The sequence below is a fragment of the Aurantimicrobium minutum genome, from assembly GCF_029892845.1.
GTDB lineage: Bacteria > Actinomycetota > Actinomycetes > Actinomycetales > Microbacteriaceae > Aurantimicrobium > Aurantimicrobium minutum_B.
The window spans coordinates 1-21,733 of record NZ_JARXVT010000001.1 but is presented as its reverse complement, the minus strand read 5'-3'; the positions used below and the strand labels follow the sequence as shown (position 1 = coordinate 21,733).

The window sequence follows — 21,733 nt, the reverse complement described above, 5'->3', positions numbered from 1 at the left end:
CAGATTACCTATTCCGAAGCAATAACGATGAGGCTATCCCCGGCCGCGGCAGTGAACTCTGAGTTCTTGCTGGGGTTCAAGGAAACACCCTTAGATGAATCGTCCTTACCGGCCGATGCACTGCGGTAACCAATCACTGATTGCCCGGCTGCGCGACCAGCTGCCACGAACTCAGCGAAGCTCACCTTCTCGCCCACGGGAACATAGTTCTCGACAGGGCGAAGGTGAATTGCTGCGCCGTCTGCATCGAAGAGATCCTCGAAGACAGGTGCAATGGTGGGATTCTGCGACAGCTGGGAAATAAGAAGTGCTGCGAGCACATCGCTCACGACCAAGTCGTCTGCTGCGGCAACACGTGCAAGCGGAAGAAGCGAGCTGTCCAAGATTTCGGCCACAATACGTGTGGGCTTGACCTTGTTACTGTCGTCTTCGAACAACTGATTCATCTGCATCATGGTGAGCAAGGTCTGTGCGTCTGCTTCAACGCGGGTCATCGCGTTGCGATATCCCAGCACAATGATCTCGTCATAGTGGTGACGTTCTGCCACAGCGATGACTTCGGCAACATCTCCAGAGATGTTGGAGTAGGAAACCTTCACATCACCGAAGGTGATGTCTTTCAGCTCTTCTGCGGCAACGAACTGGTTGCGAGCAAGGATGGTGATGCTGGAGCCCTTGGGGAGGTATTCCGCCAGGTTGCCGAGAACTGCACGGCCCATGGCAGACCAGCCCACGACAAGCAGGTTCTGTGCAGGAACGGCCTTGGCCTTGCCCACGCGGGTCTTCCAGTCCAGCTTCTTCACACCAGTGAAGCGGATGGTGGAGTCATCCTCAGAGATGACGATGATCTTGGCGCCGGCAGGAATCTTGGTCTTGGCATCTGGGTTGAGTGAAAGTTCACCGGTCTTGGTTTGGAATCCAATCACAGCCGAATCATCGAAGGCGAGCAGAGCATCGCCATACGTCTTGCCTTCGAGTTCACCAGCAGCTGCGTAGTAGAGCTCGTTACCTTCAAAGTCGAGCAGGTCGAGGATCACAGAAGCAAGACCGGGCTGGCGTGCTGCTTGTGCGGTAACGCGTGCAATGACATCTTGCGAACGCACCGAGCGGACACGTCCGCCGGTTGCGGATTTCAAGGTTGCAGCAGTGTGAACGTCATCAAGTTCAGCAATCACCGGTGGGTGGTTATCTCCGGCGTTCGCGCGAATAGCGAGAACGGTCGTGACCACGCCAGCATCACCAGCGTCATCAGAGTCGAGGACGATGATGGAGCTGGCCTCTCCTGCGTTGGCGCGTGCGACATCGGCAGGGTTGGAGAGTGAGCCGCGGCGGGTAATGACCTTGAGCTTGCCGAGATCTCCCGCGCGGCTCGCAATCTGCTCTTCCATGAGGTCGCGTGCCTGGTCGGCAAAAACCACAACCACGGGGTTAGCTTCACTGCTCTTGGCAATGGAGAGTTCCTTGAGGATGGGGAAAACGCGAGGAGACCAACCGAGGATGAGGGTGTGACCAGATTCGACGACGGGGCTGAGTCCCTTACCCAAGCGAGCCATGGTCTGCTGAATCAGGCTGGTAATAAAACCGATCACAGTACCGGTGACGGCAATCGCGATTGCCCAGTAGAGAACGCCGATGATGCGCTGACCCCAGGTGGCTTCGCCACCCAAGCTCAGAATCTTGGAAAACGATGCCCAGAAGATATCGAAGTAGGTGAGGTTCTCACCGGGGGCTTCGTTCAAGAAGGTGGCAGCGGCAATGAGGGCCTGGATGCCCGTCATGACAAACGCGAGGATGATCATCGCAATAAAGATGAGTCCAACAAAGCGCTTCTTGCTGCTGAGCGCATTGTCGAAGGTGGAACTCAGGCGTGTGCCGAGGGACACCTTTTTCTTTGCTGCAGCAGTTTCGCCGCCGAAGGAACCCTGGCCAAAGTCGCGTTCTGTATCAGTCACATAAAAAGCCTAGGTGGCTTCGAAGCCCTACACATCAGCAAATAGGCGGGATGCAGGGGTTTATCCCTGTTTGAGAATTATGCGCCATTGGTGTGAAAAGTGCCTTAATTAGGCCAGACTGAAACCAGACGCTGGCCTGTGGCGGGCCACATAAGGACTGGTGCATCATGGCCCGCAAGATTCGCTCAGAAGACGAACAGATCAAACGCCTCCGGGTTTACAACATTGTGGCGGGTTCCATCCACCTGCTTCAAGGCTTGGCATTCCTGTTCATCTTGACCAAGTTGAGCTCACAGGTCATGTTCCCCGTCACCGTCGACTACATGACGGGTCCTCCCGGAGTTGACCTCCCCACCGAGCAGGTCACCCTCTTCGAGATCAACCTCGGCATTGGCGTCGTGGCTTTCCTCTTGATGTCGGCCTTCTTCCACTTCCTTATTTCCATGCCGGGTGTCTTCACCCGCTATGCCAATGGCTTGAAGCTCAACCACAACTACTTCCGTTGGACTGAGTATGCATTGAGCTCCTCGGTCATGATCTGGCTGATTGCCCAGCTCAATGGAGCTACTGACTTCGCTGCTCTGTTTGCCATCTTCGCGGTGAACGCGTCGATGATTATGTTCGGTGCTTTGCAAGAGAAATATGAGAAGCCAGGTAACAAGAAGTTCCTGCCCTTCATCTTTGGCTCCATGACCGGAATCGTTCCCTGGATCATCATTGCTATCTACACACTGCAGCCTGGCTCGACCAATGCTGCAGAGGTTCCTGGCTTTGTCTATGGCATTGTGATTTCGCTCTTCGTGTTCTTCAACACCTTCGCCATCAACCAGGTACTGCAGTATCGCCAGATTGGCGGCTGGAAGAGCTACCTGCGCGGTGAGCGTGCGTACATCACCTTGAGCTTGGTCGCGAAGAGCGTCCTGGCATGGCAGGTATTCTCAGGTGCACTTGTGCCCCTGTTTGTGAGCTAAGTCACCACGCCAACGTAAAACAAAACCCCCTCCATAAGAGGGGGTTTTGACGGCGTAGCTGGAGGGGGGCTCGATCCCCTGAAATCACGATGATGAGATTTCCAAGTATCGGTGATCAACAATAAATCTGATCCCTTACTAACACCGACCTAACGAATTCTGCGAATCCGTCGTCCTGTCAGAACGCTCACAATTCCAAAACCCAGCAATAACGTTGCCGAGATCATGCCAAGCGTCAGATCTTGTCCAGTATTAGCCAGTGTTTCACCTGCTGGCTGGGGAGCTGGCGGAGCTGGTGGCTGGGGGAAACTGATGACACTTAATGTGTTGCTTCCATAATTTGGCACGTAAGCCTTGAGGCCGTTGGGGGCAAAAGCTACGTAAAAGGGGAGATCGCCAACTGTGAGTGTGGGTGCAATGATCGCATTGGTGGCAATGTCAATTATTTTGATTTGATCAGCACCCTGGTTAGCGACATAAATTTGTGTATTTCCAGGATTAACGGTGACGGACTCCGGGGAAGAAAAACCGGTAATCGAAGTTACAAGCGTTCCGTTAACTGCATTGTAAACATTTACTGAGTTACCAGTTTGGTTAGCCACGTAAAGTAAGCCGTAATTGGTACCAGCAAGAGTAAGTCCTTGAGGTCCACTGAGCCCAGTAATCGGCGTAGTGACTGCGTTGGTCGAGAGATCAATAAAGCTAACGACACCGTTATCAAAGTGGGAAACAAAAAGCTTGGTCCCATCAGAGTTAATCGCCATGTTTTGAGGCCTCGGGGAAACTGCAATCTCAGAAAGTTTGGTGTTGGTGGCAGTATCAATTACAAAGATTTTTGCGTTAGCTGCCATTCCCTGGTTGGAAACGTAAGCCTTAGTTCCATCTGGAGAGAACACGATTGATCGTGGTCCGTCCAAGCCTGCACCACTGAGAATGGTGGTTGGAGTTCCAGACGGTAAAGCGATTCTTGTGAGATCCGAAGGGCTATCGTTATTGAAATTTGCGACGTAGGCAAAGGTGCCATTTGGTGCAATGGTGAACGCAGTTGGTTGGTTTCCTACCGAGATAGGTGTGCCAGCAGTTCCTGTGGCCAAGTTAACTACAGAGATGTTGTCCGAGTCGTAGTTAACAACATAGGCAGTTGATCCATCAGCCGTAATTGCGACATCTAATGGCCCTGACCCAACAGCGATGGTTCCAGGCTCAACAGAGGGATCCACAGCAAATGCTGCCCCGGGGATGAGAATCGAAAACATTGTCACGATAAAAGTAAGTAACGATGCAGAAAACTTTTTCAAAGAAGACTCGTTTGCTAGGAAGTGCTGGCGAACAGCACTTTCAGGAAATAGGTACTTCAAGAATTTTATGCCAAAAGTACAGTTTTATACGCCGCCTTTAACTTACGTAACCGTTCATAACTCAAAAACGACGAATTAAGTTCAAGAAAATTACCCCCAGCATTTGCACTGAACCCCAAATGTTGGACTCGTAATAGAGAGTCCTTAACAGGAGGGGTTCAGTCATATGGGCCAACAATCACCACATACGTCAGATATTCGACGTCAGGCTGCTGATCTTTTCAGTTCTGGCTTTGGCTATAAATCTGTTGCCTCTAAGCTTCGTATTTCTGTCACAACATCTCGGGTTTGGCGAGATAAACATGCCGCAGGAACGCTCCTAGGCTTGGGTGTTATGGGAAACAACACGTATCCAGTCGAGTTGAAGGTCGATGCGGTTGAGGCGTTTCTTGCTGGGTTGTCAACGACGGAAGTTGTTGCCCGTTTCAATATTTCGAATCGAAGTATTTTCAATAAATGGGTGGCGATTTATCGTGTTGATGGCCCGGCCGGATTACAACCAAAGCCAAAGGGCCGTCGAGCGAAGGTCGTTACTATTGGCCCGGAGACGCTGGAGGAAGAAGTTCTTAGACTGCGTCTGGAGGTTGCTGTTCTAAAAAAACAGGAGGCTCTAATGATCGAGGGCGATCCACGGTTTTGGGAAAAGCCGCCATCGTCGAATCATTAGAGCATGAGTTTCCGCGCATATTGTTGCTAGAAGCAGTGGGGTTATCTGCGTCTTCTTTCTACTATCACCGCAGCAAACCTGGCCGGGTTGATCACTACAGTCAGGCACGTTCACTGATTACGGGGAAGTATTCGGACGGCTTCTTTCGTGTTTATGGTTATCGCCGTATTCGTAATGATTTGGTGAATAAATATGGCATACGTATTAGTCACAAGACAGTGTTGAAGTTGATGCATGAAGAGGGACGTCTGAGTCTAATTCGGAAGAAGAAGCCGTATTCTTCTCACCGGGGCGAGCAGGGACACACGGCAGAGAATGTTGTCGCGAGGAACTTTGAAGCTTCTCTGCCTCAACGCAAGTGGGTCACGGACGTGACAGAGTTTTATGTGTTGGGGCAGAAGCAGTATTTGTCTCCCGTGGTTGATTTATTCAACCGTGAAGTCATCTCTTACGCCCTTGCCTCCACGCCAACGATGGGGTTAGTCACGGCAATGCTGGAGAGGGCCTTCACACGTCTTGAGCCGGGCAGCGGGTTGGTGATGCATTCGGATCAGGGATGGCATTACCGCCACCGTTCCTATCAACACGCTCTGGCTTCGAGGGGAATTATTCAGTCGATGTCTCGCAAGGGCAACTGTCATGACAATGCTGTTGCAGAGAACTTCTTCAGTCACTTCAAAGAAGAATTCTTAAGGCGGAACACGTTTTCAAGCATGGCCGAGTTCACGATGAAACTAGATCACTGGATTTACTGGTTCAACTATGAACGCACGCAAGAAAAGCTGAAGGGATTGAGTCCGGTTGACTACCGGACTCAATCCCTTACAGACTTAGAAACGACTCCCTATTAGCACTCCAACTTTTGGGGTTCAGTGCAATTCGCAGGGGTATTCATTTTTCGCATCCGGAATACCGGGTTAGCCAAATGGCTTTACTGATGGCTACATAAGGGCACATCCGCGCTAATCAAGACCTTGTATAACTAAAAAAACCCCCGTGTTTACAGGAGTTTTTCTAGTAGCTGGAGGGGGGCTCGATCCCCCGACCTCACGATTATGAGTCGTGCGCTCTAACCAGCTGAGCTACCCAGCCACGAACATCCGCCGGTGAGGCAGGTTACCCTGCAGCAGTCGAAGAATGATCGGGCCCCGAGCGAGGATTGAACTCGCGACCCCTTCCTTACCATGGAAGTGCTCTACCACTGAGCTATCGGGGCGTATCCAGACCTTCAAGGTTTCCCTCGAAAATTGGCACCGTAAGAGATTATCACCTCTGAGCGCATGCTAAAAACACAGGGCGTCTGGAGACATACCGGTCACCTATTTTGCGTCCATCCCGCACTGCCTAAACTTGCTCCATGACGACAAAAGAGTGGTGGCGTTCCTCCGTTATTTACCAGATTTATCCTCGATCTTTCGCGGATGCAAACGGTGACGGCATGGGGGACCTGGCAGGCATCACCTCGCGTTTGCCCAAGCTTAAAGAACTCGGCGTCGACGCCATCTGGCTCTCCCCTTTCATGACCAGTCCTCAGAAGGATGCTGGCTACGACGTTGCTGACTACTGCGACGTGGATCCCCTCTTTGGCACGCTCGCAGACTTTGATGCAATGAAGTCCACAGCGCACAGCCTGGGGCTCAAGGTCATTGTGGACTTGGTCCCTAACCACTGCTCGTCTGAACACCCCTGGTTTGTGGAAGCTCTTGCTGCCGGTGAAGGCAGCGAAGAGCGTGCACGCTTCATGTTCCGAGAGGGCACGGGCGTGAACGGTGAACTCCCACCAAATAACTGGGAGTCCGTCTTTGGCGGCCCTGCCTGGACGCGCACCACAAATGCTGATGGCACTCCTGGCCAGTGGTATCTCCACCTCTTCGACTCCAGCCAGCCCGACTTCGACTGGACGAACCGTTGGGTTCGTGACCGCTTCTTGGAGATTCTGCGCTTCTGGCTCGACCGTGGCGTGGATGGTTTCCGCGTGGACGTGGCCCACGGTCTCTCCAAGGAACCAGGCCTTCCAGACTTCCGCCGCGACGAGGAGTACTGGAACACCCCTGCAGAGATTCGTCCAGAGAACCCATACTTTGGTCACGATGGTGTTCACGAGATCTACCGTGAGTGGCACGCTCTACTAGAGGAATACCCCGGCGAGCGCATCCTCTGTGCTGAAGCATTTGTTGAGCCGCTGACCAAGATGGCCAAGTGGGTGCGTCCAGATGAGATGCAGCAGGCGTTCAACTTCCCGTTCCTGGTCACACGCTGGAATGGCGAGCAGATGCGTCAGGTGATCAAGGACTCGATCTCGGCATTCCATGCTGTGGGTGCGCCGAGTACTTGGGTGCTTTCTAACCACGACCAGATCCGCCACGCAACGCGTCTTGTGCTCGATCCCAACGCCAAGACTGCTGACCGCATTACCGGTATCGGACCGTTGACTGAGCCCAAACCGGACCGCTTACTTGGCTTAGCCCGAAGCCGCGCAGCATCAGCGATGATGCTGGCACTTCCCGGTGTTACCTATATGTATCAGGGGGAAGAGCTGGGTCTTCCCGATTCCATCGATATTCCCGATGACAAACGGCAAGACCCCACGTTCTTCCGCACTGCTGGGAAGTCCTATGGCCGCGACGGATGTCGCGTTCCTCTCCCCTGGGAAGCAGAAGCGACAAACTATGGCTTTGGCCCTGCCGGTGAACCTTGGTTGCCTCAGCCTGCGGTCTATCGCGAGTATGCGCGTGATCTCCAGGAAGCCAACTCTGCTTCAACTCTTGCGCTCTACACTTCAGCGCTGGCGATCCGAAAGGATCGGGCGCTGGGTGATGGCACCCTCGAGTGGATTGAAGGAACTCCAGACAATGTTCTGGGATTCCGCAATGGCGACGTGACCGCGTTTATCAACTACAGCGAAGAAGACTTCACGTTGCCAGCTGGAGAGATCATCCTCGACAGTGCTGACAGCAGCTCAGGTGTTCTCACACCTGCCTCTGCAGTGTGGATGGTTTAGTCCCAAACCTCGTTGGGAGCCTTACCTGCGTGCTGCACCAGGAATGAATAGGGATCCACGGGTGAATCCGCGACTCGGATTTCCAAGTGAACGTGGGGGCCGGTTGTTAAACCGGTCGAACCAATGTTGCCGACGAAGTCGCCCTTCTTGACGGTTTGACCTGCGGTCACCGTGGGTGAGCCCAACTCCATGTGGCAATACACGCTGGTGAATTTGGTGCCATCTACGTTGTGCTCAATGAATACCGCAACGCCACATGTCGGACCTGGGTTCTCAACCAAAGACACGATTCCGTCGGCTACTGAATAAATGGGAGTTCCGTAGGCAGGGTCAATGTCCAGGCCGGTGTGGAAGTTATAGGTTCCCCACAGACTTCGTGCTCCGAACGGGGAAGAAATCTTGACCTCGTCCACTGGCCAGCGCATTCCGTTTGTCGACAAGGGAACGTTGACGTTGAGCTTCTTGGGAGCGTAAGCGCCTGCAGTTGGGACAGCCTGCGCAGCAGAAACACTCACACCGTCGCGGCCAGCATTGACGTTCTCACCCGTGCCCTCCACGCTTTGGCCGTCACCGATTGCCAGGGTGCTTGTGCGGGCAAGCTCGGCTTGCAGAGCAACCTGTTCTGGAGAGAGCAACGCATTGGCTGGAACACTCGTGGCAATGGCAAGGCCGGCGACAAAAGCCATGGCCACCATGCTGAAGATCTGTGCCCCACGTCGCTTGCGAGACTTGGGGGCCACAATCTGTGGCTGTGTTGAACGACGTTTGTGCTTGAGTCGCACCTTCACCGAAGGTGCGGGAGGGGCAGGAGTAGACATCTGAGCAATCAACGAGATGGGAGCCGGGAGAGTTGCCGTGCTCTCCGGTGCTTCAGTGATGACGGGCTGAGAAATGGACTGCATACCCGTGATGGGGGTATTCGCTTCGGCCGATACAGGATCAGCAACCACAGGGGCTGGAACTACTGCTTCCACAGGAGCTGAAGATTGTTCCGCCAGAGGTGGTCGATTGCTGCGGTCGCGTCGCATCAGCACAGGGGCTTCGGCTTCCACGGCAAATACAGGAGCTTCGATCTCAACTACAGGAGCTTCAACAGCTGCCTCCGGAACAGTGATTTCCTGTGATGCAGGACGCAGTCCTTGCATCTGACGCTCGAGCTCCGAAGCCAGGTTTTCGTCAGCCATTCGTGCTTCACGCGCACGCAGTTCACGGCGAGTTAATGGCTGTGCAGGGTCCCCAGAACCACTCTGCTGGAGACCAGCAGAAAGCTCATTGGGGTCCTGTGCCACTGAAACAAATCCTTACGTGTTCATTACCCGGGACGCGTGCCCAACGGGATGAAATATAACGGAATGGTTAACGCTACAGATGAAGCCTGAGAAAGACCACCCAGAAAAGGTGAAATAGGGGTGAAATCCCCTAGCCCAACAGGACTTTTTCTATCTGAGAAAAGAGGTGCGAATTCGACGCCAAGAGCATCTCCCGGCCCTCTGGAGCACCATTCAAACCACCGACGACTCCTCCAGCTTCACGCAGCACAAGGCTTCCCGCTGCATAGTCCCAGGGCTTCGTGTCGCGTTCGTAGTAAGCATCGAGCTGACCAGATGCCACGGCACACAGATCCAACGAAGCTGCCCCAGCTCGGCGGATGTCCCTCACAGCAGGGAGTACCCGGTTGAGGACAATTGCTTGTTCAGCGCGCAATTCTGAACTGTACGCGAAGCCGGTTGCTAACAAGGTGTGGGCCAACAGGGTTTCTTGGTTGACCGAGAGCTTCACGGTATTTCCTGCTTTGGTGAGGAAAGCACCACCTCCCAGGGAGGCGAAGTAGAGCTCGTCATTCATGGGATTGAACACAACACCAGCGAGTTGCTTCCAAGAACCTGGGTCTGGTGTTCCTTCGACCACAGCAATGCTCACCGCGAACTGTGGGATGCCGTAGAGGTAGTTGACCGTGCCATCAATGGGGTCAACAATCCAGGTCAGGCCTGACGTTCCAGTGGAGTCTCCGCCCTCTTCGCCATAGAAGCCGTCCTCGGGACGAAGCTCAGCGAGACGACCCTTGACGAACTCTTCGCACTCGCGGTCTGCGAACGTCACCACATCAATGGAGCTGGACTTAGTGTCAGCAACGACAACACCCTCACTTCGACGACGGGCAATGAGCTCACCGGCTTCGAGAGCGATGGTGCGAGCAATGTCGAGAAGTTCTGTGGGGGAAACAGCCATGCTCCAAGGCTACAAGCCTTGGAGCATGGAGAGAATCCCGATAGGAAGGGCTACGCCTGGAAGGCGAGAGTCCCATCGATATAGGTTTCGTTGACCACGATCTTGTCCCAGCTTTCTGGATCAGAAGTCCAGGGGTTGCTGTCTAGAACGGCATAGTCAGCACGCTTACCCACTTCGAGCGAGCCACGGTCATCTGCGTGAATCTGCCAAGCTGCATCTCTGGTGATTGCGGCTAGTGCTTGTGCGGGAGTTGCGCTTTCAGCTGCGTTGAGGACAGAACCATCTGCCTGCAAACGACGCAATACTGCAGTTTGAGCACTCAACAGGGGGTGAACCTTGCTCACGTTGTAGTCGGAGTGCAAGCTGACGTTGATGCCTGCCTTGATTGCTGAGGCAACGCGGTCAAGTCGGTCTGCACGCTCTGCGCCGAGAATGGTGTCACGGAAGGCAGCGCCCCAGTAGAGGACGTGGTTCATCAAGAAAGTTGCTGAGATGCCGAGCTTGGCTGTGCGCGCGAGCTGGTCATCCGTTGTGACGGAGTAATGCACAAATGCGTGGCGCAAATCAGCGTTAGCGCTGCCGGGAAGGATTTCTTCCATAGCTTCGAGCGCCATTTCCACTGCAGCATCACCATTGGTGTGCACGTTGATCTGCCAGCCATCGTTCAGGCCGGCGCGAATCGCACCGCGCAATGTCTCAGGCGTCCAGTTGCCGTGACCACCGTTGTTTTCACCGAGGTATGGCTGCATGAAGTAGCCCGAACGACCTTGGTTGGATCCGTCTGCGACGACCTTCCAGGCATCCGCACGAACCATTTCGTCGCCACTAAATGGGGTGACACCAGCGTCCTTCCAGGTTTGTGCAACCTGTTCTGGAGTCTTGCCGGCCATAATCGCGAACTGTGCAGTGGAAACACGAACGGGCAGACGCTTCGCACCATTGAGTTGGTGCAACATGGCCAATTCGCTCACACCGGCAAGGGTGCCGGTGGCACCTTCACGAAGTGAGGTGACTCCTTGCTTGGCACACTCATTCAATATCTCAGTGATGCCAGCTGCCAGCTCCTGAGCAGAGGGCTTGGGGAACGTGGCCAACACCATCATCATTGCTGGAGCCTCGCCGATAACCCCTGTGAGCTTGCCGTCAGCACGACCGAAGTTGCCACCGACTGGATCTGGGGTGTCGTAGGTAATGCCGGCGGCTGCAAACGCGGCAGAGTTTGCGTAGAGGTAGTGCATCGAAGCGTTCATTACGATGACTGGGTTGTTGGGGGAAATCTGGTCGAGGATGTCAAGGGTCAGATCAGGTTCACCGGGGAACAAGCTGGGGTCAAAGAGCTTGCCCAAGACATACTGTCCAGCAGGTGTAGCTGCTGCTGCGGTCTTGAGCGCGGCAACGACATCGTCGAATGTCGCACACACTTCGTGGGACACATCGGTCCAGGTGAGGTTGAGCAGTGAAGTCCAGATGTGCATGTGGGGCTCGATGAGGCCTGGAACAACAACACCCTCAGGCTTGACCGTCTTGGTCGAGGAATCAACAAGACCTTCAACATCCTTGAGTGCACCGATGCCGATGATGGCTCCACCAGAGATAGCCATTGCTTCTGCCAGAGGGGCAGCAGGATTGCCTGTGGCAATCGTGCCGACAACCAGAATCTCAGCAGAAGCCCCGACGGTCTTTCCAGCAGCGTGATTCGCAGCGGTGACGGTTGTTCCGGCGGAGCTGAGAGCTGCGCCGAGGTGATCTTGGGTAACGGGGTGTGCTGAGCAGCAACCTGCAGACATGGTGAACTCCTTCGTTTGTTCGTCACTCAAGCTATCAGCAGAGTCTGAACGATTGGTCTATGAAAAACTCATGGTCTTATTGCTGTGTGAATGACACTGCGCAGTGGAGAGGTTTGTGGCAGTAAATCCATGACAGCAACACCGTCGATTGGTTCCGCGAGTGGCTCAGCAAACTCAGCATGGGGAACGACCTCGGCAATATGAGCCAGGAAAGATTCTTTGAGCTGCTGCGCCTTCATCATGTTTCCAGCCCAGCTAAAGAGTGGAGATTCCGTTTCCAACAAGCCCACTCGTCGTGCTCCAGTCACTGCGGAAATCGCTAATTCTCTGCCTGCTTCCTCCACGATCTCGCGAGCGACGGCATCTTCTTGAGCATGCTCAATGACCTGCTGAGCGAAGGAGGCAATGCGGGCCACCCGATCATGGCTCGTCTGTAGATCTATGTATGCCTCTTCGGGATGAGAGAAGTTCTCGGTCAATAACTCAATCAGGGTGCTGGCCACGATGCGGCCGTCATAAACACGCATCCCGGCATCCAAACCAGCGCGCCCAATCCAATAAGCAGACCCTGCGTCCCCGATGAGGTTCCCCCAGCCATCAATACGGGCCATCTCGGTTTCGCCCACAGCAAGGGTGACCACACCAGTTCCCACAGCGGTCACCGTGCCGTTCTCCACTCCCATGCTTCCAAGAAAGCCGGTGATGGAGTCATGGGCAAGAGAAACCCTGAAGACATTCGAGGGCAACATAGCGAGAAGATCATCTGGCTTGCTCTGCGAAGTAGTCAGCCCTGTCATGCCGATTGAGAGGGAAACAGCTTCGGTCACACCTTCCAGGGCGGAAGTGATGATGTGAGCAAGCTGAGGGAAGAGTTCTGAATCGGTCTTTAGACCAGGGAACTGTTTGGATTCACGTTCAGCGCCACGGATGAGCAAGGTGCGAACGCCGGTCTGCCCTGCATCCAACGCAAGGGTGAGGTTTTCTCCCAACGGAGCATTCATGGCATTACCTTCCACGCGCACAGTGAACTCAACATCGAGCCTCCACACAGGTTACTTGCTGGCTGCGCAGGAACAGCAATACCTCTAGGCACATAATTAACACGTGAGTGCACAAGAAGCCATCAGGGACCTGCAGGAATTAGCAGACCCCGAAAGAGCGGCTCACTCTGCTGGATACTTCAAAACTGGTCCCGGTGAATATGGCGAAGGCGACATTTTTATTGGTCTCACCGTTCCTCAAGGACGTGAAATAGCTGTCCGGCACAAGTCCCTTCCACCTGCAGAAGCTCTCGAGCTGCTGCAATCTCCCATCCACGAGGTGAGACTGTGTGCTCTGCACATCTTGGTGAACCGTTACAAGCGCTCTAAGTCAGAGGTTGAGAAAGCAGAACTCTTCGCTCTCTATCTCTCCAGCGTGCAGGCCGGCTTCGTCAATAACTGGGATCTCATAGACACCAGTGCGCCCACCTTCGGTGAGTTCTTGCTGCCAGATGAAAACAGACGAGAGCTATTGCTAGAGCTAGCTCAGAGCGACTCCCTCTGGGAGCGCAGGCTTTCGATTATGTTCACCTTTGCTTTCATTCGCGCACTTGAGTTCGATGATGCCCTTGCGATGGCCGAGTTCCACTTAGGTGACAGCCATGACCTCATCCACAAAGCTTCCGGATGGATGCTCCGAGAGATAGGCAAGCGAGACGTTGAGGTTTTGAGGGCTTTCCTCACCAAGCATTCTGCCGTGATGCCCCGCACAGAACTGCGTTATGCCATAGAGAAGCTCGCTGAGGATGAGCGGCAGTTCTGGTTGAAGCAGAAATAGCAGCAGTTAACTCTTAGAGAGTTCCTTGCTTGTGATGACGACGCCTGGCCACCATTCACTGAGCTTCTCTGTCAGCTGAGCGACAGCTGATTCAACGCGAGCTTGAGCATCAACTCCAACCCCATCGAAAATGAAGAAAGCATTCGTTGTTTCTTCGGTCAACCTCGTGCGAACACACTGGCGCCAATTCCATCGCCGGCAAGTGACGCCACTGTCATCACGCCAGATGACTTCTCCTGGCTCTGGAGATTCATTGACTGTTTCCCCGTTTTCACGCGTATCAAAGTTCTCCGAGCCATCTGCGATGACGAGTCGAGCAGGGCCAACGTAGGCATCAAAATCTTCGCCGCCAATAGGGACCATGTTTATCACGGAGACGGCGTTATAGAGATCGGTCAGCAGATTTACTCGAGGCATCCCTGAGGCACATCGCTTGAGGAGGGCTTCACTGCTGCTCTTTGCTACGCGTGGCTTTACGCCAAAACTCAAAAACTTCTCTCGCCACAACTGAACCTCAGGGACTTCTTCAATCGGCATTGCCGCTAAGAGTTCTGCTGCTGAAGTTTCCGCTTCGAGGAGGAGTTCCTCACTACGCTCATCACTCTCGCCTCCCTGAATTCCCTCAACAACAAGAAGCATCGCAACATAATCAGGGTGGAGTTTCCAGACCTCGTCAGAGACTGAGGAGTTTTCTAAGAACTGTGCAGCATTCATATGCCCATTCTGCCTGTCTCAGTAGAAAGAAAGAAACGGTTAAGCCCCTGAAGATTCAGGGGCTTAACCGTTACAGGGCTGAGCCTTAGTTGATCGAGTCGATGACCTTGTTCAAGGTTGCAGAAGGTCGCATGACCTTCACAATCTTGGTGGCATCTGGCTTGTAGTAACCACCGATGTCGGCAGGCTTGCCCTGAACTGCGATGAGCTCGGCGATGATGGTCTCTTCCTGAGAAGCGAGAGCTTCTGCAATAGGGGCAAAGATTGCTGCAAGTTCTGCATCATCGGTCTGCGTTGCTAGTTCCTGTGCCCAGTAGAGAGCGAGGTAGTAGTGGCTGCCGCGGTTGTCGATGGTGCCAACCTTGCGTCCGGGCGAGCGGTCTTCTTCGAGGAAGGTTCCGGTTGCACGGTCCAGGGTGCTGGAAAGCACAAGGGCCTTCTTGTTTCCGGTGGTGTCGGAGAGGTGCTCGAGCGATGCTGCGAGTGCGAAGAATTCACCGAGTGAATCCCAGCGCAGGAAGTTTTCTTCCACTAACTGCTGAACATGCTTAGGAGCAGAACCACCGGCACCGGTTTCGAACAAGCCGCCACCGTTAAGCAAGGGAACGATCGAGAGCATCTTGGCGCTGGTGCCCACCTCAAGGATGGGGAACAGGTCAGTGTTGTAGTCGCGGAGCACGTTACCGGTCACTGAGATGGTGTCCTCACCCTTGCGGATGCGTGCCAGGGAGTACTTAGTTGCCTCAGCGGGAGCCATGATCTCAATGGTCAAGCCAGTGGTGTCGTAGTCCCCCAGGTAGGTCTTGACCTTGGCAATGATCTGAGCGTCGTGAGCACGCTTCTCGTCCAGCCAGAAGATCGCAGGGGTGTTGCTGGCACGAGCACGGGTCACTGCAAGCTTGACCCAGTCACGAATAGGAATGTCCTTGGCCTGGGTTGCACGCCAGATGTCACCCTTGTGAACGTTGTGAGTGATGAGGACGTCGCCTGCAGCGTTGACAATGTCAACGCGGCCGTCGGCGGCGATCTCAAAGGTCTTGTCGTGGCTGCCGTATTCCTCAGCTGCCTGAGCCATGAGCCCCACGTTAGGAACGGTGCCAATGGTTGCAGGATCAAGAGGACCGTTCGCAATGACGTCTTCGATGGTTGCCTGGTAGACACCGGCGTAGGAAGAGTCAGGGATGACAGCGAGAGTGTCGTCTTCGCCGCCGTCAACGCCCCACAGCTTTCCACCGTTACGAACCAGTGCGGGCATCGATGCGTCGACGATCACGTCGGAAGGAACGTGGAGGTTCGTGATGCCCTTGTCGCTGTTGGTGTAGCTCAGACGAGGACCTGCAGCGATTGTTGCGGTGAAGTCAGCAGCAATCTGGTCACCTCCAGCAACCTCTGACAAGCCAGCAAGGATTGAACCGAGTCCGTCGTTGGGGGTCAGGCCTGCTGCTTCAAGAGCAGCACCGTGCTTGGCAAAGACCTCTGCAAAGTAGGCCTTGACCACGTGGCCGAACATGATGGGGTCGCTGACCTTCATCATGGTTGCCTTGAGGTGGACGGAGTAGAGAACATCATCAGCAGCTGCCTGCTTGAGGGTATCTGCCAAGAAAGCATCGAGAGCAGATGCCGACATGAAGGTGGAGTCAACAATTTCACCCTCGAGGACCTTCAAACCTGACTTGAGAACCGTCTCGGTGCCGTCTGCAGCAGTGAAACGAATGCTGAGGGTGTCCGCAGCGGGGATGACTACTGACTTCTCATTGGAGAAGAAGTCATCGTGGCCCATGGTTGCGACGCGGGTCTTGGAACCTGCAGCAAAAGGCTTGTTGACGTGTGGGTGCTTGCGAGCGTAGGCCTTCACCGAGAGTGGTGCACGGCGGTCGCTGTTTCCTTCGCGGAGAACAGGGTTTACAGCCGAGCCCTTGATGCGGTCGTATCGAGCACGTGCTTCACGCTCTTCGTCAGTGGAAGCATCTTCGGGGTAGTCAGGAACGTCGTAGCCAGCTGCCTGAAGTTCAGCGATTGCTGCCTTGAGCTGAGGGATCGAAGCCGAGATGTTAGGAAGCTTGATGATGTTGGCTTCGGGTTTGGTGGCCAGCTGGCCGAGTTCCTTGAGTGCGTCGGAGACCTTCTGGTCTTCCTTGAGGCGCTCGGGGAATGCGGAGAGGATGCGACCAGATAGCGAAATGTCACGAGTTTCGATGGAAACGTCAGCAGCCTTCGCGTATGCCTGAACAATCGGCAGGAACGAGGCGGTTGCTAGCGCAGGTGCCTCATCGGTGTGGGTGTAGACAATGGTCGACTCGTTCATGGCATGCCATTCTTCGTTGGGTTGGGACTCAAAAAAACTCAGATTTCAGTCTACCAAAAGTATCTTGATATCAAGCTACTTCTATTTCACGAAAGGGATTCTAAACATCACTTAACTTCCTTGCCGGTGTTGGCTAAGAGCGAGAACTCCCTACAATCGTTGCACTAAGCAACGTGCCTCCATCAACAGTTGCCAAGCTCCAAAAAGCACACAACTCATCAAAGCTTCGGCTCCCGTAACCTGGTTGCGCCGATTCTGTAATGGAACGACCGTCATTCCAGATAGTAATTACGATGTCACTTTTCGATTCAAGGATGTCGATATAGATTGTGGTGGCGTTTGCATGCTTCACAGCATTGAGGACACCCTCCGTTACCACCTCAATAACCGCCTGGCAGCTTGCAGGGTCATTCTTGAGAATGGCAAATGACCCTGGTTGGATCGTGTTCTGGATACTGCATTGCGCAGACCACAGCACTTGAAGTCCAAGGAGCGATTCCCGGACTTCCTCAATGGACGTGCTAATGGGTGCTTGCAACTCAGAGAGGGACTGTCGGACGTAATCCAAGACCGGACTCACATCACGATATTCGCCGGTGGCCAAGTGCATAAGCTTCATCGTGCTCGCTTGGAGGGCTCCTTGAATTGGCCCATGTATTTTGGCTGCGATGTGTTTGCGCGCAAGCCACATTTCTTGACGAGCGCGGTGACTCTGCATTTCTAAAGTGCCTTTTAATTTCTCACTCTCTGCAACATAATCATGAAAAATCTGGTCTGCCGCGCTAAGTGCTGTAAGCATCATTGCGGCAATCATCACCCCAATCGAATAACTCCAGGGGCGAGAAGGAGCCTGTGAGCCCAAAAGAAATCCATCAGTTAGCGCAGCAATAAGGCCGGCTATTGCTGCTGCTGCAATTGAGGAGATAACGGCGAACCACATCGTGACTTGGACTCTACGAACTGCCATTTTCACAAGTGTGAGGATTAGGGCCGTCACCACAAGTGTGGGCAGAAACAAGACGAATGAACTCCCTGCAACGAGCAATCCAGCTGCACGAAAAATTGCCACGATCACGACAGTCCACAAAGGTTGAATCAAACTACTTGCAGAAATACGTTGTTGAAACTGTTCACTCCATGATGGTGGCTCTTGGATGGGCAGTGGGGATTCAACCGGAATTGTCAAAGACGCAATTTCATGACTCAATGGGCGGACAAAGTCGTCGGTGAAATGTTGTATCTCAGTGACTGTAACGGCATCTTGTGCAGCAAGTCGTATTTCTAAATCTCTGAGCTCAAGTCTAAATATTTCTTGTGTACGTGCGATGAGCTCTGCGCGATCACGCTCGGCAAAATACGATGTCTGCTCAAGTTGAGTTCGAAGAACCGCAAGCTGATTACCCAGCTCCCGCGAACGTGCAGCAATTGAATAGAATCGAGAAATTATTGCTTCGCCAATGATCAATGTCAGTGCGGTGACCAAAATTGCGGCGCCCATGCGGTCCAGAATCTTCCCGTTCGGTACGAGTTCAAACGGCTCTCCTGCCCAAATAACTGCAAGCGAACGCAGCGATCCAGAGAGCAACCAAATAAGAATCGTCATCGCAGGTCGTTCCGGACGGGAAGTGACCGGAAGAAACGTTTTCTGAGCAAGGACAAGTGGCGTTAGACCAGCGAGCGTGCCAATCATTGTGAGCCACAGCAGTGGGGCAATATTTCCTTCGAGTCGGCTTATATCAACGCTGATGTTAAATAGTCCGAGCGAAATTCCATAGAAAAGTAGCGTTGGCCACGCAACGGCATACCTTCCCCCAATGACAAGAAGCGTAGGGAATCGATTCACCGTAGCGTTGCCAAAATGTAGGTGCGGGCAGCGTGCACTCGTGCGGCACCTTGTTGGGGGTCAATATGAAGTGCCTCGAGTGTCCTGGCAAAAAGTCGCTCCACAGACCGCGTGCTGGAGTGACGGAGTTCGGCTATCTGGTCATTACTCAAACCTTCACTCACCAGACGCAGCACTTCAAGTTGAGCAGTCGTGAGGTGCGCCAATGGGTCACCCGCGTGTTGATCGTGACGTTGTTCGGGGGTGACCCGCTCACTCAAAACCGCGTTCAAGGCAACAACAAGTTCATCACTCGTGGCTAGCCGACTTTTCCGAAGATAGGCAACACTGTCCAGCACTGTTGCAGATGGTCGAGAGCTAAACCGTGCACTCGGCAGATTGGTTAGAAACACCATTGCTGTGCCAGGGGATTCCCGAGTAATGGCTTCCGCTAATTGCAGTCCATCTGGACCAATTCCCAGATCTATATCAATGACCACAGCATCAGGATTTGCCGTTCGAGTCAGGCCAATTGCTTCAATTGCGTTGGCCGCTGTGACGGTGTTGAATCCTGCCTTTTCGAGAACCTGCGCGATCATGTCGCGAAGTAAAGCATCGTCATCGACGATGAGCACCCCCCGGCGTTCTATAACTGGAGTGGCCATGGACACAGTGTACGTGTCAGCTTCGCCGTGCAACGAAGATACATAATGTTCCGAGCCCAAAGAGCAGACCAATCACACCAAATGGCACGTTATTCCCCGTGGCAGCAAGTACTTCCGGGGTGGATGCGTGCGTACTCCCGGAAACTGTCGTGCCTCCCGTGGAACCCAAACTTGAACTGGGAGCCAAACTGAGGCTCGAACCAGAAGAAGGTGAGGAAACTCCGAATTGGATAATCACCTGTGCAGGCGATGTAGCAGTGGCGTCTACAGTTCCCGCCATGGAGAACGAGCCGTAGCTTCCGACGAGGCTCGCCCCGATGGGATAGGCAGCGCCTGCTCCGCTCCCAAATCCAGAGCCTGCGTTCAATACGGTGCCCCCAGAAGAGGGAACCAGAACAGAGCTACTCGAATTCCAGCTTCGAATGGCTGCTGAGGTAGTACCGAAGGAAGTCGCCGTTAAGGATCCGCCGGTGACGTTCAGGGTGCTAGCGACTGGATACCCAATCCACAAAGCATTGGAATTACTCAAGATTGCAGTTGCAGTAACGGTTCCACCTGAAAGGGTATTGGTCGCGCCGATGAAATATATCGCTGGTGACCCCACGACATCGAGCGTTCCTCCCGACATATCAAATGTCCCCTCGCCGCTTCCCCCGACAATCATTCCGTAGCTTCCCGGGCTAGGCAGAGTTGTCAGAGATCCTCCCGTCATAATGAAGCTTTTTACTTTCTGCCCAGACCAACCGCCACCAATCGCTGCGGTACCACTGCCGCCCGCAGTCGCTACAATCGTGCCCCCGTTTATCGTGACTACCCCGCCACTTCGAGACCATCCACCTCCGATAGCTGACCCACCAGAACCAGCAGTTGCAGTGACAGTCCCCCCATTAATGGTGATGTTCCCGGCTTTTCGATGGCTACCTCCACCAATAGCAGCAGACCAATTCCCCCCTTGCGCATTGATCACTCCGCCATTAATTGTGATGTTTCCTGTTGTGGGGATCTGGTTGCTTTGCGCATAAGAGTTTGAATCCCCGCCAATACCTGCACCACCGGTTATTCCGTTTGTAGCTCCGGTTACAGTGAGTGAGCCTCCGCCTGTTGCGTCAATCTGAAATGTCGAATCGCTGGGAACAGTAATTCCTGCTAACGCCCAGTTACCGAGTGTTGTGGGTGTTTTGATTGCGGTGACGCTCAGATCAAATCCTGAAAGATCCAGAGTGACATTTGCGGCAGCAGGGATGGTGAGGTTACCTCCGGTCACTACGTCATTTGTAGGACCACTGATGGTCGCACCCAAACAGATGGTTGTTCCAGCACTCGTTGCGGCAGCAAACGCACTTTGTAGGTCAACAAAGGTCGACGGTGAACTGTCACACGTCGTTGCCGAAGCCGGAGCTACAATTCCGAAGCTGTTTCCTATGCCGATCCCGGCGCAGAGAGCCAGTAGGGCAATAACCCGCGCCATGTGTGGGCGTGACAAACGCATAAATTACCTAACTCAAGGGATGTCAAAAACATTCTCAGAATAAGGCAGGCCACTTAGCTCACTGGGATCAATGTTCGCTCCAGCGACAACGTCGACAAGTACCCAATGTTTGAGTGGGCAAAAGTGTCTATTTCAGGACGAAAACCAAAAAACACCCCATTACTGTTTCCAGTAATCAGGTGTCTGAAGTGTGAATAACTTCACATGGTGGCGTGTGAGGTGTCTGGTTCCAACACATAGTGGACACCTGTCCCCAGACATAGTGGACACCCCCGACCAACCCGCCCTGATGTTCCACGACATAGTGGACACGTTCTCGGGGGTTCATTCTCGGGGGTTCATTTCTGATGTCTTGCGACATCGTTCATAGTGATGAGTCGCGTCCTTGTTGACACTTTTGTTCATGATGATGGGTGATGGGCAAAAACCACGTCATCATCCTCGCGATCACTGAACAAGGACTCTCCTACCGGCAAGCAGCGAAACAATACGGTGTTTCTAAATCGTGGGTTCATAAAATTCACAAACGCTTCCTCGCCGAAGGCACTGATGCTTACCGGCCCCAGTCCAGGAAACCGCACACATCTCCGAGGCGAACCCCAGAAGACATTCGCAAACGCGTCCTTGAACTACGTCAAGAACTTGCCACTGCAGGGCATGATTGCGGCCCCCACACCCTGGCAGAACATTTAGCCCGGGAACACATCCGCCTCGGCACAACAACCATTTGGCGCATCTTGAAACAAGCCAATGTTGTCCCTGACCAACCTCAGAAACGACCCCGCTCTTCCTATCTGCGCTTCCAAGCAGATCAACCCAATGAAACCTGGCAGTCAGATTTCACCCACTGGAGACTGGCATCAGGAGCCGACACAGAAATCATTGGCTGGATAGATGACCACTCCAGATTCCTGCTGCATTTGAGCGCCCATAGACGCATCAGTGGGAAAACAGT

At 53.7% G+C, this 21,733-nt stretch carries 17 protein-coding genes and 2 tRNA genes; 6 read left to right on the top strand and 13 right to left on the bottom strand.

Annotation, left to right across the window (positions count from 1 at the left end):
- Positions 1–8 precede the first annotated feature (8 nt).
- Complete coding sequence (locus M2118_RS00095) at positions 9–1,952, bottom strand: CASTOR/POLLUX-related putative ion channel (protein ID WP_280793942.1); 1,944 nt, start codon at positions 1,950–1,952, stop codon at positions 9–11.
- 167 nt (positions 1,953–2,119) lie between these two features.
- Here M2118_RS00095 and heR point away from each other — a divergent pair, with 167 nt between their 5' ends.
- Positions 2,120–2,923: a heliorhodopsin HeR gene (heR, locus tag M2118_RS00090; RefSeq protein WP_280793941.1), complete on the top strand. Its 804-nt coding sequence runs from the start codon at positions 2,120–2,122 to the stop codon at positions 2,921–2,923.
- A 149-nt stretch (positions 2,924–3,072) separates the two neighbouring features.
- Here heR and M2118_RS00085 read toward each other — a convergent pair whose 3' ends face one another.
- A complete protein-coding gene (locus M2118_RS00085; RefSeq protein WP_280793940.1) occupies positions 3,073–4,179 on the bottom strand; it encodes a YncE family protein in 1,107 nt (368 codons plus the stop codon).
- Between the two features lie 268 nt (positions 4,180–4,447).
- Here M2118_RS00085 and M2118_RS00080 point away from each other — a divergent pair, with 268 nt between their 5' ends.
- Complete coding sequence (locus M2118_RS00080; RefSeq protein ID WP_280793939.1) at positions 4,448–4,948, top strand: helix-turn-helix domain-containing protein; 501 nt, start codon at positions 4,448–4,450, stop codon at positions 4,946–4,948.
- Positions 4,918–5,799, top strand: a complete 882-nt coding sequence (locus M2118_RS00075) for an IS3 family transposase (RefSeq protein WP_280793938.1) — start codon at positions 4,918–4,920, stop codon at positions 5,797–5,799. The genes M2118_RS00080 and M2118_RS00075 overlap by 31 nt, the downstream gene beginning before the upstream one ends.
- Positions 5,800–5,966: 167 nt before the next feature.
- On the opposite strand, the gene M2118_RS00070 is transcribed toward M2118_RS00075, so the two are convergent.
- Positions 5,967–6,040 (bottom strand) — tRNA-Met (locus M2118_RS00070).
- A gap of 52 nt (positions 6,041–6,092) precedes the next feature.
- Positions 6,093–6,164: transfer RNA gene (locus M2118_RS00065), tRNA-Thr, on the bottom strand.
- A 141-nt stretch (positions 6,165–6,305) separates the two neighbouring features.
- Here M2118_RS00065 and M2118_RS00060 point away from each other — a divergent pair.
- Positions 6,306–7,949, top strand: a complete 1,644-nt coding sequence (locus tag M2118_RS00060) for a glycoside hydrolase family 13 protein (RefSeq protein ID WP_280793937.1) — start codon at positions 6,306–6,308, stop codon at positions 7,947–7,949.
- Here the strand turns inward: M2118_RS00060 and M2118_RS00055 are convergent.
- The 4 genes from M2118_RS00055 to M2118_RS00040 form a co-directional block, all read right to left on the bottom strand.
- Complete coding sequence (locus tag M2118_RS00055) at positions 7,946–9,238, bottom strand: M23 family metallopeptidase (RefSeq protein WP_280793936.1); 1,293 nt, start codon at positions 9,236–9,238, stop codon at positions 7,946–7,948. The genes M2118_RS00060 and M2118_RS00055 overlap by 4 nt on opposite strands.
- Before the next feature lie 130 nt (positions 9,239–9,368).
- Positions 9,369–10,178 carry an inositol monophosphatase family protein gene (locus tag M2118_RS00050; RefSeq protein ID WP_280793935.1) on the bottom strand — a complete coding sequence of 270 codons (810 nt, stop codon included), beginning with the start codon at positions 10,176–10,178 and terminating at the stop codon, positions 9,369–9,371.
- A gap of 50 nt (positions 10,179–10,228) precedes the next feature.
- Positions 10,229–11,995 carry an amidohydrolase gene (locus M2118_RS00045; protein ID WP_280793934.1) on the bottom strand — a complete coding sequence of 589 codons (1,767 nt, stop codon included), beginning with the start codon at positions 11,993–11,995 and terminating at the stop codon, positions 10,229–10,231.
- Positions 11,996–12,033: 38 nt separating this feature from the next.
- Complete coding sequence (locus M2118_RS00040; protein WP_280793933.1) at positions 12,034–13,014, bottom strand: N-acetylglucosamine kinase; 981 nt, start codon at positions 13,012–13,014, stop codon at positions 12,034–12,036.
- A 55-nt stretch (positions 13,015–13,069) separates the two neighbouring features.
- Between M2118_RS00040 and M2118_RS00035 the strand changes: the two genes are divergently transcribed.
- On the top strand, positions 13,070–13,783 hold the full coding sequence (locus M2118_RS00035; protein ID WP_280793932.1) for a DNA alkylation repair protein: 714 nt from the start codon (positions 13,070–13,072) through the stop codon (positions 13,781–13,783).
- Positions 13,784–13,789: 6 nt separating this feature from the next.
- Here the strand turns inward: M2118_RS00035 and M2118_RS00030 are convergent, their stop codons facing one another.
- From M2118_RS00030 to M2118_RS00010, 5 genes are all read right to left on the bottom strand, one after another.
- A complete protein-coding gene (locus M2118_RS00030; protein WP_280793931.1) occupies positions 13,790–14,497 on the bottom strand; it encodes a B3/B4 domain-containing protein in 708 nt (235 codons plus the stop codon).
- An 85-nt stretch (positions 14,498–14,582) separates the two neighbouring features.
- Positions 14,583–16,802: an NADP-dependent isocitrate dehydrogenase gene (locus tag M2118_RS00025; RefSeq protein WP_280793930.1), complete on the bottom strand. Its 2,220-nt coding sequence runs from the start codon at positions 16,800–16,802 to the stop codon at positions 14,583–14,585.
- Between the two features lie 133 nt (positions 16,803–16,935).
- Positions 16,936–18,405 carry an ATP-binding protein gene (locus M2118_RS00020; RefSeq protein WP_280793929.1) on the bottom strand — a complete coding sequence of 490 codons (1,470 nt, stop codon included), beginning with the start codon at positions 18,403–18,405 and terminating at the stop codon, positions 16,936–16,938.
- A gap of 236 nt (positions 18,406–18,641) precedes the next feature.
- Entirely contained in the window at positions 18,642–19,289 is a 648-nt protein-coding gene (locus M2118_RS00015) for a response regulator transcription factor (RefSeq protein WP_280793928.1), read from the bottom strand.
- 16 nt (positions 19,290–19,305) lie between these two features.
- A complete protein-coding gene (locus M2118_RS00010) occupies positions 19,306–20,778 on the bottom strand; it encodes a hypothetical protein (protein ID WP_280793927.1) in 1,473 nt (490 codons plus the stop codon).
- 416 nt (positions 20,779–21,194) lie between these two features.
- Between M2118_RS00010 and M2118_RS00005 the strand changes: the two genes are divergently transcribed.
- Positions 21,195–21,733, top strand: a 539-nt coding sequence (locus tag M2118_RS00005; protein WP_280793926.1) for a helix-turn-helix domain-containing protein, incomplete at its 3' end; no start/stop codon positions are given.